Annotated in this window: 12 protein-coding genes; 1 reads left to right on the top strand and 11 read right to left on the bottom strand. The window is 38.4% G+C overall.

Annotated elements, in window-relative coordinates; all coding sequences use genetic code 11:
* Positions 1-8 precede the first annotated feature (8 nt).
* The 11 genes from pepN to ABD009_RS01610 all read right to left on the bottom strand — a co-directional run bounded on the left by pepN (position 9) and on the right by ABD009_RS01610 (position 12151).
* On the bottom strand, positions 9-2576 hold the full coding sequence (pepN, locus tag ABD009_RS01560) for an aminopeptidase N (protein WP_343822279.1): 2568 nt from the start codon (positions 2574-2576) through the stop codon (positions 9-11).
* A gap of 81 nt (positions 2577-2657) precedes the next feature.
* On the bottom strand, positions 2658-4091 hold the full coding sequence (nhaC, locus tag ABD009_RS01565; protein WP_343822280.1) for a Na+/H+ antiporter NhaC: 1434 nt from the start codon (positions 4089-4091) through the stop codon (positions 2658-2660).
* Between the two features lie 29 nt (positions 4092-4120).
* Positions 4121-5506, bottom strand: coding sequence for a sodium-dependent transporter (locus tag ABD009_RS01570; protein WP_343822281.1), 1386 nt, complete (start codon positions 5504-5506; stop codon positions 4121-4123).
* 92 nt (positions 5507-5598) lie between these two features.
* Positions 5599-7638: a carboxy terminal-processing peptidase gene (prc, locus tag ABD009_RS01575; protein ID WP_343822282.1), complete on the bottom strand. Its 2040-nt coding sequence runs from the start codon at positions 7636-7638 to the stop codon at positions 5599-5601.
* 8 nt (positions 7639-7646) lie between these two features.
* The gene (gene proQ, locus ABD009_RS01580) at positions 7647-8267 is read right to left on the bottom strand and encodes an RNA chaperone ProQ (RefSeq protein ID WP_343822283.1); all 621 of its coding nucleotides are present in this window, start codon (positions 8265-8267) and stop codon (positions 7647-7649) included.
* The gene (locus ABD009_RS01585; protein WP_155694922.1) at positions 8267-8551 is read right to left on the bottom strand and encodes a hypothetical protein; all 285 of its coding nucleotides are present in this window, start codon (positions 8549-8551) and stop codon (positions 8267-8269) included. The genes proQ and ABD009_RS01585 overlap by 1 nt, the downstream gene beginning before the upstream one ends.
* Positions 8552-8557: 6 nt before the next feature.
* Positions 8558-9034: a GAF domain-containing protein gene (locus ABD009_RS01590; protein ID WP_343822284.1), complete on the bottom strand. Its 477-nt coding sequence runs from the start codon at positions 9032-9034 to the stop codon at positions 8558-8560.
* A 132-nt stretch (positions 9035-9166) separates the two neighbouring features.
* Positions 9167-9991: a LytR/AlgR family response regulator transcription factor gene (locus ABD009_RS01595; RefSeq protein ID WP_343822285.1), complete on the bottom strand. Its 825-nt coding sequence runs from the start codon at positions 9989-9991 to the stop codon at positions 9167-9169.
* Positions 9992-10001: 10 nt separating this feature from the next.
* Complete coding sequence (locus tag ABD009_RS01600; RefSeq protein ID WP_343822286.1) at positions 10002-11072, bottom strand: sensor histidine kinase; 1071 nt, start codon at positions 11070-11072, stop codon at positions 10002-10004.
* 123 nt (positions 11073-11195) lie between these two features.
* Positions 11196-11660, bottom strand: coding sequence for an Mpo1 family 2-hydroxy fatty acid dioxygenase (locus ABD009_RS01605; RefSeq protein WP_343822287.1), 465 nt, complete (start codon positions 11658-11660; stop codon positions 11196-11198).
* A gap of 80 nt (positions 11661-11740) precedes the next feature.
* On the bottom strand, positions 11741-12151 hold the full coding sequence (locus ABD009_RS01610) for an acyl-CoA thioesterase (protein ID WP_155694928.1): 411 nt from the start codon (positions 12149-12151) through the stop codon (positions 11741-11743).
* A gap of 123 nt (positions 12152-12274) precedes the next feature.
* Between ABD009_RS01610 and ABD009_RS01615 the strand changes: the two genes are divergently transcribed.
* Positions 12275-14113: a M61 family metallopeptidase gene (locus ABD009_RS01615; protein ID WP_343822288.1), complete on the top strand. Its 1839-nt coding sequence runs from the start codon at positions 12275-12277 to the stop codon at positions 14111-14113.
* Positions 14114-14249 lie beyond the last annotated feature (136 nt).

The following is a 14249-nucleotide window of genomic DNA, read 5'->3' on the forward strand; positions in this document are numbered from 1 at the left end:
TTAATGACCTAACTTAACGCTGCTTCCACTTTTTCAAACAAGTCATTTGACAGCTTATTGCTTTGAAGCTCTTTTAGAGTATTTTGCATTAAGTTTGCTCGTTTCTTTTCATATCGTTTAAAGGACATCAAAGGGTCGACCAACCTTGCAGCTAATTGCGGGTTAAAACTGTCTATTTCTAAAAGTAAGGTTTTTAGGAATTGATAACCTTCCCCACTTTCATCATGGAATTTCTTAGGGTTCCTCATTACAAATGAGCCGTAAAGTGAACGCATGCGATTAGGGTTGTTTCGTTTAAATTCATTTTTTCTCGACCATTCATCCATTAAGTCATAAATGTTGTCGTCATTGCGTGAAGCCACAACTTGTAGAATTTTATCAAATACTAATACTTGCCCTTCAAACTCGTTATACAAAGAATCTAATAGATCATTACATAACGTTTTATCGGCAATGGCTGATGCTTGTATTGCCGCAATCTTATCTGTCATATTCGTAGCGTTATCAAACAAGCTACGAATTTTCTCCGCAGTAAAGCCTGAGCTGCCATAAGCTAATAATTTTAATGATGCGGCTCTTAAGCTTCTTTTCGCAGCATTATTAGAATTGTAATCATCAGATACCATATCGATACTTTCTATGATGCTGATCAACTCTGCTTCTACAGATTTCGATACAGCGCTAGCAATCGTTGTTCTTAAGGATAATATTTCATCTACTTTAACCGTATCCATAGTGTCGGCAAGGGATTGAAATGTTGGAATTGATAACATTTCAGCTTTGACCGCCGCATCTATGCTATTAGACTTCACTACGTTACAAAGTGTATTAACAAGCTCAGTCTCCAATATACTTGTACTACCTTGTAATGTTTGTTGCCATAGCGTTTGTAACATATCCCATCGACAAAATTGATCAGACGCATTGCCAATTATTCTTTGAATCGTTTCTAGCTCTAAGTCTCTTACAACTTTCACTGGCGCTGAAAAGTTTTCAAACAACACAACGTCTACCGGTTCAGATAATGCAATATCAAAACTTTGTTGATGTTTATTTAATTCGATGGTGCCACGTTGTAAAGACTGACCACTTCTAATTGATAGCAGTTCATAATTAACAGGTATCGTCAGTGCTTCAAAGTGTTCAGCTCTTTTGTATATAGACTGTTCAAACTCGAGGGTTAATTTTGATGTCGTTTGCTTTTCTAAGACAGTTACTACAGGTGTTCCACTTTGACTGTACCAGCGGCTAAAGCCAGTTAAGTCTCTATTATTTGCATCTGCCATTGCAGACACAAAGTCATCACAAGTTACGGCTTGGCCGTCGTGACGTTTAAAATAGAGATCGATTCCCTTTTTGAAGCCCTCTTCTGTCAACAGTGTGTTCATCATCCTAATAACTTCCGCACCTTTGTCATAAACGGTGACCGTGTAGAAGTTATTCATCTCTATAACCTTTTCTGGTCGTATAGGATGTGACATTGGTCCTGAGTCTTCGGCAAACTGCATGGTTCGCATAACATTGGCGTGAGAAATTCTCTCAATCACAGCACTGCCCATATCAGCACTAAATTGTTGATCCCGAAATACAGTCAACCCTTCTTTTAAACTGAGTTGAAACCAATCACGACAAGTTACCCGGTTACCCGTCCAATTATGAAAGTATTCGTGAGCAATAACAGATTCAATTCCGTGATAGTCAGTATCTGTTGCTGTCTTTGAGTCGGCCAAAACATATTTACTGTTAAAAACATTTAACCCTTTATTTTCCATCGCGCCCATATTAAAAAAGTCGACGGCAACGATCATGTAGGTATCTAAATCATATTCGAGGTCGTATTTCTTCTCATCCCATTCCATAGACTTCTTCAAAGACGCCATAGCATGGTGAGATAAGTGTAAATTGCCTTTATCTACGTATAACTCCAAAGCAATCTCTTTGCCACTTCTGGTGGTGAACGTATCTTGTAGTAAGTCAAAATCACCAGCAACTAACGCAAATAAATAGCTTGGCTTTGGAAATGGGTCAAACCATGTGAAGGTTACACGTCCAGTTTTGTCGTCTAGGCTTTTAGAAATTAAGTTACCATTAGCCAATACGTGAGGATAAGACTCGTCAGCTGTTATAGAAACAGTAAAGATTGAAAGCACATCTGGCCTATCTAGATAAGGCGTAATTTTCCTAAAGCCTTCGGCTTCACACTGTGTGCAAAATACACCTGCTGATTTGTATAAGCCTTCGAGCTGTAAGTTATTACTTGGGTCTATTTCTGACTCGGTGGTTAACTTAAATTCGGTTTTATCCGTTTTTATTGTTAGAAGACCATTTTCATGAGTGTATTGATTTTCATTTAGCTCAATTCCATCAATTAGCACTTTAGAAACAACCGACACCTCAGAATTTAACTCTAAATTATCGACGTGGTCACCGTTACGGAGCATGTCGAGTTCTGCAACAACGATTGTCTGGTGATCATCAAGATGGATATTTAGGTATGTTTTATTTATGAGAAATTTTGGTGCTTGATAGTCTTTTCGAAATTTAGCTGTAGGATTTTTTATTACTGAGTCATTCATATTAAAACCTTTTAATTTGGCCCTAAATGCAAAGCGGACTATTTACTAGCCCGCTTTAATTACTGTGTACTACCTTTTATGCTAGGCAGCTTGTTTTTTAAGTACCTTTATTCCTAGATAGGCAAACGTAATCGCTAGGATAGGATTAAGTAAGTTAAAGAAGGCATACTGCCAATACTCAAGTGGACTGACAAGTAACACGCCTGCCATATAGGCACCACAAGTATTCCAAGGAATCAGTGGGCTTGTAATCGTACCACCATCTTCTAACGCTCTAGACAAGTTAACATTCTCTAATCCACGACGCTCATATTCTTCTCTATACATACGACCTGTCATTACCAATGACATATATTGGTCGGCCGTTACTACATTAATACCAAAAGCCGTACCTATTGTTGCTGTGATCAGCGAGCCAGAGGACTTTGCTGCAGATAAAATACTTCTAACAAAAACCGCTAGCAGTCCTAATTTCTCCATAACGGCACCAAACATCAATGCAGTCATGATCAACCATGTAGTATTAAGCATAGATGACATACCGCCACCACTTAACAACTTGTCCATGTTGTCGTCACCGGTTACTACACTAAATCCGTCAAACATTGCTTTCCAAACTACTGATACTTTTTCAACAAAGCCATTGCCACCGGCGATGCTAGCTAAAAGGTCTGGCTGAAAAATGTATCCCCAAACTGCGCCAATTAGCGCACCGATGAAAATAGCTGGAAAGGCAGGAACCTTTTTAATGGCCATCACAACTAAAATTAATAGTGGAAATAAATGAATTAGTGACACGTCGTAAGTGCTGCTAATAATTTCTTGTACATTACCTATAGAAACGTTTTCAGCACTTGCCTGTTCAGTAAAACCTAAAATAGTAAACAGTATTAGCGCAATTACAAAAGACGGTACCGTTGTCCAAAGCATGTGACGAATATGGTCAAACAGGTCGCTTCCTGACACTGCAGGAGCAAGGTTAGTTGTCTCAGATAGTGGACTTATTTTATCTCCAAAATAAGCACCACTCACTACGGCACCGGCTGCAATTGCTGGTGACATGCCAATACCAGTTGCGATACCCATTAGCGCTACACCTACCGTAGCAGCAGTTGTCCATGAACTACCAATGCTCATTGCTACAATCGCACTTAATAAACAGGCAGCAGCATAAAACCAGTCAGGGTTCAAAATTTCTAAACCAAAATAAATTAGTGTTGGCACGGTGCCGGCTAGTAACCAAGTACCAATTAAAGAACCTACCGCTAACAATATAAAAATAGCACCCATTGAAACAGAGATGCCATGTATCATAGCCTCTTCTAATTGATCCCATTTATAACCGTTTTTAATGCCTATCAAACACGCTACTGCAGTCGCTAATAATAAAACTATTTGGTTCGGACCATAGGAGCTATCAGCGCCATAAAGTCCAACAGACGCAGCCAATAACAATACCAAAAATAGTAACGGTATTATCGCGTCAAAAAATGAAGGTTGTTGTGGTGATTTCAAGTGAAAATCCTCTAAAAAATATACTGCGATTAAGAGCCAAAGCTCATTAATCCTATTAGGTTTAGAAAAACAAATAGAACCGCTACTGGCGTGAACCAACGCAGCGTTACATACCAAAGGTTAAATAAACCCTCAGATAAATTAAGCTCTTGTTTGACCGCTTCTTTCTGCATTATCCAAGCCACAAAAACAGCAGTAGCCAAGCCACCTAGAGGTAGTAAAACGTCGGCTGTAAGGTGGTCAATCAATTCAAAATAATTTGAAACATGTTTACCCACAAAAACAAAGTCCAACTTGGCCCATTCAGCACCCGTGAAAGAGAATACTGTAAGCATACTAACAAACCACAAACTTATAACTGCTGTAAATGCCGCTTTTCCACGAGAAAACGCCAGTCGCTCTACTAGCCAAGCAACAGCTGACTCGACCATTGCTATTGCAGAAGTAAAGGCAGCAAATCCCAACATTACAAAGAATAGCGTTCCAAAAACGATACCGCCCCACATTTGTCCAAAGGCGATTGGCAAGCTTACGAATACTAATCCAGGACCGGCCGTTGCCTCTAAACCATTACCAAAAACGATTGGGTAAATTGCTAGACCAGCAATTAGAGCAATCACTGTGTCCGCAATTGCAATTGCAACAACAGATTGAGAGATACTGGTTTTTTGAGGTAAATAAGCCCCGTAAATCATCATTGCGCCTGACGCTAAACTTAATGTAAAGAAAGCGTGACCTAGTGCTATCAACACTCCTGAAAATGTTAATTTTGAGAAGTCAGGGTAAAACATAAATTCGATAGTTTTCGCGAAGTCACCATTAATGGCCGCATAACCAGCAATTACTAGTAGCAATACAAACATTGTAGGCATTGCGTATGTCACTGCACGTTCAAGGCCATTTTTAAGGCCTTTACCAACAATTAAGCCAGTGACAGCAAGCACTATGCTTGTCCACATTATTAAAGTAGACGGATCTGTTTGTAATTCGTTAAAAATATTCTGAATTTTTTCTGGCGAAGCTCCAACAAAGTTACCCGCTGCTGACTCAAATATGTAAGAAATTGCCCAACCAGCAATAACCGCATAAAAGGATAAAATTAAAAAGCCCGCTATCAAGCCAACCCAACCAACTAAACTCCATTTTGTATTTGCCTTGGCTTCTAACGCCAATGCTCTTACTGAGTTTCCTGGGCTTAATCGTCCACGACGACCAATTAATACTTCCGCCATCATGACAGGTATACCAATTGCAAAAATACAAACTAGATACACGATGACAAAAGCGCCACCACCGTTCTCGCCCATTATGTATGGAAACTTCCATACGTTTCCTAAACCAACGGCAGAACCCGTTGCCGCTAAAATAAACGCTAGTCTGCTAGACCATTGACCATGATCAACATTTGTTGACATGTGTCCCCCTTAAATTGTGTTTTATTATTATTGTTTTTTATTCTTATATAAAAAAGCAGCCTAAGGCTGCTCTTCTTTAACCCGATTATTAACTACTTAGTCACTTTAGCAAACTGACCTGACGACACTAGGTCGGCAACGATTCGAGCAGACTCTTCAAGAAAAGGATCAAGTTTCTCTAGTTGCTCAGGTAAATCATCATCTACTGACTCAATTGGCTCTAAGCCAAAGCGCTTTAGTCTTTCATTAATTCGAACTAAACGCTCAGATTTATTCTTCTCTCTTTCAGCTAACCGTTCAGCCTCATTAAGAGAAATAAAGTTCTTGTCCTTGTTTATCTTATATTCAGCGATATCACTAAATAAATAACTAAACTCAGGTTCTTTAGCTATACGTGATAGATGACGTTTATTTAACAAATCAACCTGACTAGACACCAGCGCAGAAGTTTTATATTTAGCTGGGCGAATATTATCCCAAGGCAATGCGTTTTCTTCCTGACTTTCGCCCCATTCTGCTGCTTCTATAGCCGATGGAAAGATGATGTCTGGAACAACGCCTTTATTTTGGGTACTGCCGCCATCAATTCGATAAAACTTAGCGATAGTAAATTGAATTGATCCAAGTTTATTATCAAATCGATCAAATGCTCTACCTATTCCGCGATGCTCTTGAACTGTACCTTTACCAAAGGTTTGTTCACCAACAACTAGCGCACGACCATAATCTTGCAAAGCTGCTGCAAATATTTCTGATGCAGAAGCACTATATCTATCTACTAAAACGGTAAGTGGACCGTCATAATAACTAACGCCGTCATAGTCACCTCGTTGGCTTATATTTCCGATGCTATTTCTAATTTGTACAACTGGGCCTTTATCAATAAATAAGCCAGTTAATAATGAAGCTTCCGTTAAAGAGCCACCGCCATTACCTCGAAGATCAACAATAATGCCTTCAACGTTTTGGTCTTTTAATTTTTTAACTTGAACTTTTACGTCTTCCGACAAGTTATTGTAAAAACTAGGGATAGTAATCACCCCAACCTTTGCACCTAACTCGCCAGTTTGTGATTCAAAGACTTCTGAATCTGCGGCTCTGTCTTCAAGTCTCACTTTATCTCTAATAATAGCAACTTCTTTAGCGCTAGCTAATGAGTTGTCACCACGTACAACTTGAAGTTTTACCTCAGTGCCTTTTTTACCTTTGATAAGTTCAACAACATCATCTAAACGCCAGCCTATAACGTCTACATAATCTTCTTTTCCTTGAGCTACACCGATGATCTTATCTTCTGGTTTTAATTTATTCGTTTGATCTGCTGGTCCACCAGGAACTAGACTGCGAATAACAGTAAACTCATCTACAGGCTGAAGTACCGCTCCGATACCTTCTAACTCTAAGTTCATTTCAACTTTAAAGCGATCCGCTCTACGAGGAGATAAATAAGACGTATGAGCTTCTATGCTGCGAGCGAACGAGTTCATCACTAACTGAAAAGCATCTTCATTTTGGGACTGAGTCAAACGGCGAATTGCATTTACATAGCGTTTCTTTAACGTCTCTTTGATACCTTCAACGTCTTTACCAGCAAGTTTTAAGTTCAACGCATCATACTTTAATTTTTGCGCCCAAAACTCATCAAGTTCTGCTGTAGACTCGGCCCATGGAGTTTCTTCTCTATCGAAATAAAAGACGTCGTCTTTGGTAAAATCCATAGGTAACGCTAACCATTCGATAGCTTGTTTGTATCTATCCACTCGGCGTTTAATAGACTCTTCAAACAATTCAAAAGCAAAGTCTAAAGAGCCTTTACTAATACCGTCATCAAATTGATCGGCATATTGATCAAATTTGGCTATATCGGCAGCCGTAAATAAGCTTTTGTTATAATCTAAATTACGTAAATATCTATCGTAGATTTTGGCAGACAGTTCATCATCTAAGTGAACCTTTTTATAATGCGAACGAGAAAACCAGGCCGTGATCCTTTTTGAAGCTACTTTATGCTGTGCTTCCTGTACCAAATCTGGAACAACAAAATCTTCTACTTTAGTCTCAGCATTTGCAACACTGAAAAAAGATAATGATGCGATTATCGAGCTTGCTAATACGTTCTTAACTGTCTGCATATACGCTCCTATGCTTTAAAAATACTATCCTTTGATACCTTCATAACCATACCTGAAGATAACTGAACTGAAACCTCTCCCTTTGAAGCTTCGACAATTGTCGCAGCCATTGGTTTCATTCCTAACTTAACTAAAACAGACGTTCCTGCACTAAAGTCTTCATTGCTCACTAATTCTTTAGCTGGCTCAGGTTCTTTTTGTGGGGCTTTTTCTGTTTTTGGCTTGCGCTTAGGCGGGTTTTTCGCTGACTTAGCTGGACGCTTTGGAGCATCTTTTTTAGCAGCGGCTTTACGCTTCTCATCAAACTTAGCCTTACTTTCAGCTAATTGAGATTTTGCATGTTCAATATGTTCATTGGTAAGTGCCTCAACATCAGCACCCACTAAGTCTACTCTCATCCCACCTTTCTCTACTGCCTCTAAATATCTCCAGCTATTTGTATAGCGACGTAACGCATGACGAACTTGCGTTTTAGAGACAGGATCTTCATCGGTCAATTCCGCTGCAATATCATTAAAAATACCGATTTTTAATGGTTTAGCTGCGCCTTTGATACTGAAGCTTTGTGGAAATTTATTTGCTAAAAATTCAATAACCGTTTTAAGGTCTGTTTTCTGTTGAGATTGCATTAATCGTTCTCTATTTCATCTAATTTCTGAACTACAAAGCTAGTTAACCAGCTTTCTAATTCATCTAATTCATTTTCTATAACAAAGTCTTGGCCAGCTACTGCTTCCCATAACTCGTCGAATAATTTTTCAGCCATCAATGGTGTAGTGTGGTCAGGCAACATTCCGTATGCTTGATAAACCATTTCATTTATTCGTTCTACTACTTCTTCTTCGTCGCCATCCCAATCACCTACGATTTCAATGCCAACTAAAAAGTCACGAACGTCTATAAACTCTTTCATTATGGACTAAGACCAAATACTTTGGATCATTTCTACCAACTGTTCCATTCCGTCAGCATCTGCTTGTTCGAAACGGCCAACTGTTGGGCTATCAATGTCTAGTACCGCAACTAACTTGCCATTAACATTAATTGGTACAACAACTTCTGAGTTACTTGCTGCGTCACAGGCAATATGACCTTCAAATTCATGTACGTCCATAATCAATTGAGTTTTGTTTTGAGACACGGCAGTACCGCAAACACCACGACCAACTGGAATACGTACACAAGCCGCTCGCCCTTGAAAAGGACCCAGAATAAGTTCTTCTGATTGACCGTTTACACTTTCACCCATCAAATAAAATCCTGCCCAATTTACATCGTCTAATCTTTCAAAAAGAATGGCACTAATGTTCGAAAGGTTAGCAATTAAATTAGGTTCGCCTTCACACAATGCTTTCGCTTGCATGGTAATTTCACGATAGAATTCTTTTTTATCCAAAGTTATCCCACAGATTTATTTAAGTTAAAAAATATAGCCTGCTAAGTTACCCCTAATCACCTTAAATTTAAAGGCGCTTGGCTTAATAAAATTGGCAAAAACTCATTATTTGTTGGTTTTTTCTGCAAACGCCTACAAAAATAGTGATCGTACCTTATCTCGGTAGCTTCTGCTGACTCTAATTTCATGCTCATTATTTAACTGTATAACGTATTCACCGTTGCTTAACGTGAGTACTTTCTTTACTGCGTTATTATTTACTAACACTGAACGGTGAACTCGGACAAACAATCTAGGGTTCAGTTCTTGCTCAAGTTGCTTCATTGTTTTACGTAAAATATGCGTTTCACCATCATTACAATGGACACACATATAGTCACCGGCCGCGTCAACCCAAAGGACATCATGTACAGCAATTCGGGTGGTTTCACCTACATCTTTTACCGAAATATAGTCTCTATACCCCTGCACAGCGAGCGGTTCACCTTTTGCTAAGCTATCTAAAATCTCATCAGAGTTTGAGCCGGTTAACTGCGCCATTAATTTAACTAATTGCAATTGTTGCTCTGTATCGTGATTCGTTAAAAAGCTTCGTTCAACTTTTTGCATACATTCCTGCAAACGTTCTTCATCAACTGGCTTTAATAGATAGTCAATTGCATGCACTTCAAATGCCTTTAATGCGTACTGATCGTAAGCCGTTACAAAGACAATCTTTGGTAGATTGCTCACTTCTTGCTGTAGTTTATTTAAAACATCAAAACCTGTCATACCAGGCATTTGAATGTCTAAAAATACCAAATCCGGCTTCAACTCAATAATTTTTTCAATGGCTTGGTGGCCATTCTTACATTGCTCGATAACTTCAACACGTTCGAATTTATTCAGCCTTAGTAACAAGCCCTTACGCGCAAGAGGCTCGTCGTCTACAATTATCGTTTTAATAGTTTTTAACATTAAACAAGTCCTACTCAGCTTCAAATTCTAATGGGATACGGATATTCACCTTTAACCCATTTGGTTCTACCGATGACAATACAAATGAATGATCATCATACAAATTTTGTAAACGCTCTTTTATATTAGTGATACCCACGCCAACACCCTTCTGGCTAGTATTATAATGCCCATTATCTAAGCCCGGCCCATTGTCTTTTACTTCTAATAACAAGTCATGACCAAATGTTTCTGCGCTTACCGATATAACGCCACCATCATCGCAAGCTGCGATGGCATACTTAATTGAGTTTTCTATTAATGGCTGTAGCAGTAAACTCGGAACTAACGCTTGTTCAGCATTTTCAGAAACCTTCCAGTTAACCGTTAACCTGTCTTCAAATCTAATTTTTTCAATCTCTAAGTAAAGGGACAACGCTTTAATTTCTTGCTTAAGAGGCACTTTTTTTATGGGATCTGTGTGTAATGAATGTCTTAAAAACTCGCTTAATTTGCTGACCATTCTATTTGCCGTATTATTTTCTTCACACATTATGAGCGTGGATATCGCATTTAGTGTGTTAAACAAAAAGTGTGGATTTAATTGATAGCGCAACATTTTGAGCTGTGCTTGGTTCGCCATGTTTGCGGCAGTAAGCACTTTCTGCCTTTCTTTTTGCAACATTTGGTAGTATTTGATACCAAAATACAATCCGCTCCAGCATAGAACAATATAAAAGCTACCTAATGTATTGTGGAAGTAGTAGGTCCAGTCTTCAGGGTGTGAACCAAATTTATAGAATTCGAAAAAACTAAAGCGCTTTATAACGCCCCATGTTATGCCAACAACAAACGACGCACTGAGTATGGTTACAATAAGTTTAGTCGGCGTCATCTCCCATACTTTTTGATACAAATACCTTAACGGTAGGGTAAGCATAGCGCCAATGTAAGCATCAGAAATGATGATAAATATGTAGCTGTCTCTGAAGTTATCAACAAAGGAGCCAATGTAGTGAACGAGCGCAAAACTGCACCAGCCGACAATGTGCAATATCCAAAAGAATTTTTTTCTGTCGTCTAAAAGTGTTTGTACATTCAAATTTATATCGCCCCTCAGCGCAAAACAGCTACTGAATACATTATAAGGAGAAGGGTTTATTAAATACGGTAAGTAGACCCGCTAAGCGGGTCGTTAGTCGCATAACATAGGTGAATATTTGTATTAAGCTTCCTGCTTATCCAAACCGAATAAATGACAAAATATCCAAGCAGGACCAATCATTAAAAACTGAACATCTTTAAAAAACGATGGCTTTTTACCCTCAATTTTGTGACCAACAAATTGAAGTATCCAAGCTGCGACAAACACAATGATAGACATCATTAACACTGACATATCCATGTTTAAAGACCACCAGTGCACAAATAGGACAGTTAAAGCTGAAAAGAAAATCATGCCTAAACCAAGAAAAACAGAAAGTTTAATGTAAAACAACATCGCTGGGATCAAAAGTAGCGTTGCCCAGTTAACCATTGGTGAAACATTCTCACCTGGAAATGGAATGGCCCATAACAAGCCTACCACTGTCATAAAAATAGCGGGGACACAAAGGTAGTGAATAATTTTGTTTGTACTGTTTTGGTGGCTTTCGCCATACTCCGACAACCACTGTTGTAAATTTTTCATCTATATTGCTCTTTTATTTTTATAATTTGAGAGCAATATAAACGGGAATGCTATTTAATGACAAGACAAAAAATTCAGTTTTACATTTCTATATCTGAAAGTACCGGCGTAGGTTTTCTATCTTTGTCTAACGCAACAAACTTAAATGAACCAGAAATGGCCTTGTGCTTGTCATCTTGATACATACCTTCAATAAAGATATTCACTTCAACAACCATACTCGTGCGACCTATTTGTGAAACGCTCGCCACCAACTCAACTATTGAACCTGCAGGGATAGGCTCTTTAAAATCGACTCGATCAGACGATATTGTTACCAGTGGTTTGCGACAAAAGCGAGTTGCACATATAAAGGCCACCTCATCCATCCAGGCTAAAGCCTCACCACCGAATAAAGTGTTGTGATGATTTGTTCGACCTGGGAATACCGTTTTTGTGGTGTAGGTTGTTGCATAATTAATTCTGGCTTGGACTTTTTCTGAATATTCCATATGATCACTCTACTCTTTATTGGTTTAACTCTATTATAAACCTATTCTTACAGTAACCTTGATGAATACTTATGTTATTTCCATTAAGTGTTATTTTTTTAGTCACTATGGACGAATTTTGTTATGTCGACGGTTAATTATCACTTTTCAATTGAAGACCCAAATGCACATTTATTTAATATAAAAATAGAATATACCCCTCTAACTGAATCAGTAGACGAATTATATTTGCCAAACTGGATTCCTGGCAGCTACATGATAAGAGACTTTGCCAAGCACGTATTAGAGATTAAGGCGTTTGACAAACATGGCTCACTTGCATTGCACGCTACTGACAAAAGTACATTTAAGTTACAACACAATAATAAACCCGTAACGATAGAGTATAAATATTACGCGTTTGATTTAAGTGTTCGTAAAGCCTATTTAGATCAACAATATGGTTTCATTAACCCAGCAAGTAGTTGCTTTGCAATCAAAGGTCATGAACACCAAGTTTGCAATGTCATTTTACATAAGCCTACGTCTTCAATTTGTAAAAACTGGCTACCTGCCTCTGGGTTATCTAAAGGAGTAAATACTAAAGCTTTCAGTTGGGGCGAATACAGTATTGAAGGTTATCTAGCATTTACCGACTATCCAATATTATTTGGCGAATTAGACATTGCATCCTTTGAAATAAACCAAATTCCGCACCACGTGGTAACCGTTGGTCAACATTTTGGTTCGCTAGCTCGTGTCGCCAAAGACTTAACGCCACTTTGCCAGTTTCACGCTGATATGTTTGGTGGATTGCCTACTGATGTAGACCAATATCTGTTTTTGACCATGATAACCGACAATGGTTTTGGTGGGCTCGAGCATTTAAACTCAACAGCATTGGTAGCGAGTCGCTTTGATATCATTAATGATGACGCAGCGATTACTGACGGATATCAAACTTTTTTAAGTTTATGCAGTCACGAATATCTTCATACTTGGAACGTAAAACGTTTAAAACCAACCGAGTTTATTCCTTATCAATTGGACAAAGAGGTCTATACCGACCAACTTTGGTTTTATGAGGGAATGACGTCTTATTTTGATGATTTCAGTTTGGTAGCCACTAATACTATTTCTAATGAAGCATACTTAAATGCACTAGCAAAAGCCCTTACCCGCCTAGAACGAGGTAAAGGACAACTTAGACAGTCGGTAACGGAGAGTAGCTTTTTAACGTGGACAAAGTTCTATCAACAAGACGATACAGCACCTGATCAAATAGTAAGTTACTACGTTAAAGGCGCTGTTATTGCCTGTTTTGCTGACATTGCCATCCGAAAACAATCAAACGGCGAACAGTCACTTAAAGACCTAATGCAAACCGCTTGGGTTAAGTTTGGCGTCAATAACTTAGGCACAACACAGCAAGACTTAGAAAGCCTGTTTAGTAACTTTTTGTCCGGCGAAGATTACTCAATCTTTTTAGAATTGCTGCACAGCAAAGAAAAAGTAAACTTAAAAGAAACATTTAAACGTGTTGGGCTAGATATAAATTACTATGATCAATACAAACCAAGTCAGTGGTTTAAGCCGGTAAGCTTTATGCAAACCCAATCTAACGAACAAGCTCAAAGTCTCACTCAAAAAGCAATTAAAAATACGAAGTCAGCTCCTTGGCTTGGTGCTGTTTTAGCTAATGTCCAAGGTAATATTGTAGTAAGACAAGTATTAGAAGGCTCGCCTGCACAGCAAGCCGGTATTGCAACAGGAGATACGTTAGTTGCTTTTAACAACCTCAAAATTAACAGTGACGCCATCGAGCCTTTATTAATAAATGCTGTTAAAGACTCAGACAATGTAATTCACTACTTTAGAAAAGATTTACTTTACCGCTCTGACATAACGTTTGGTCAAAACAATAAGTTTGTTGCTGGGTTTACGATTGAAGATAAAGACAAGCTGAGTAAGTGGCTTAACTAACAAAGCATTCTAAATGCCTATAATTAGAAACAAAAAAGCCTAATTAAGCATGTATTTAGTTAGGCTTTGTTATGTTTTGATTGAATGTTTTGATTTAAACTTTTATTTAACGAGATTTATTACCTAGCTTAAGTAA

Origin of the sequence: Psychrosphaera haliotis (assembly GCF_039523615.1) — a bacterium.
Classification (GTDB): domain Bacteria; phylum Pseudomonadota; class Gammaproteobacteria; order Enterobacterales; family Alteromonadaceae; genus Psychrosphaera; species Psychrosphaera haliotis.

Coding starts and splice junctions, on each gene's coding strand:
- pepN (WP_343822279.1), bottom strand. CDS start 2,576: ATGAATGACTCAGTAATAAAAAATCCTACAGCTAAATTTCGAAAAGAC.
- ABD009_RS01570 (WP_343822281.1), bottom strand. CDS start 5,506: ATGTCAACAAATGTTGATCATGGTCAATGGTCTAGCAGACTAGCGTTT.
- prc (WP_343822282.1), bottom strand. CDS start 7,638: ATGCAGACAGTTAAGAACGTATTAGCAAGCTCGATAATCGCATCATTA.
- proQ (WP_343822283.1), bottom strand. CDS start 8,267: ATGCAATCTCAACAGAAAACAGACCTTAAAACGGTTATTGAATTTTTA.
- ABD009_RS01585 (WP_155694922.1), bottom strand. CDS start 8,551: ATGAAAGAGTTTATAGACGTTCGTGACTTTTTAGTTGGCATTGAAATC.
- ABD009_RS01595 (WP_343822285.1), bottom strand. CDS start 9,991: ATGTTAAAAACTATTAAAACGATAATTGTAGACGACGAGCCTCTTGCG.
- ABD009_RS01605 (WP_343822287.1), bottom strand. CDS start 11,660: ATGAAAAATTTACAACAGTGGTTGTCGGAGTATGGCGAAAGCCACCAA.
- ABD009_RS01610 (WP_155694928.1), bottom strand. CDS start 12,151: ATGGAATATTCAGAAAAAGTCCAAGCCAGAATTAATTATGCAACAACC.
- ABD009_RS01615 (WP_343822288.1), top strand. CDS start 12,275: ATGTCGACGGTTAATTATCACTTTTCAATTGAAGACCCAAATGCACAT.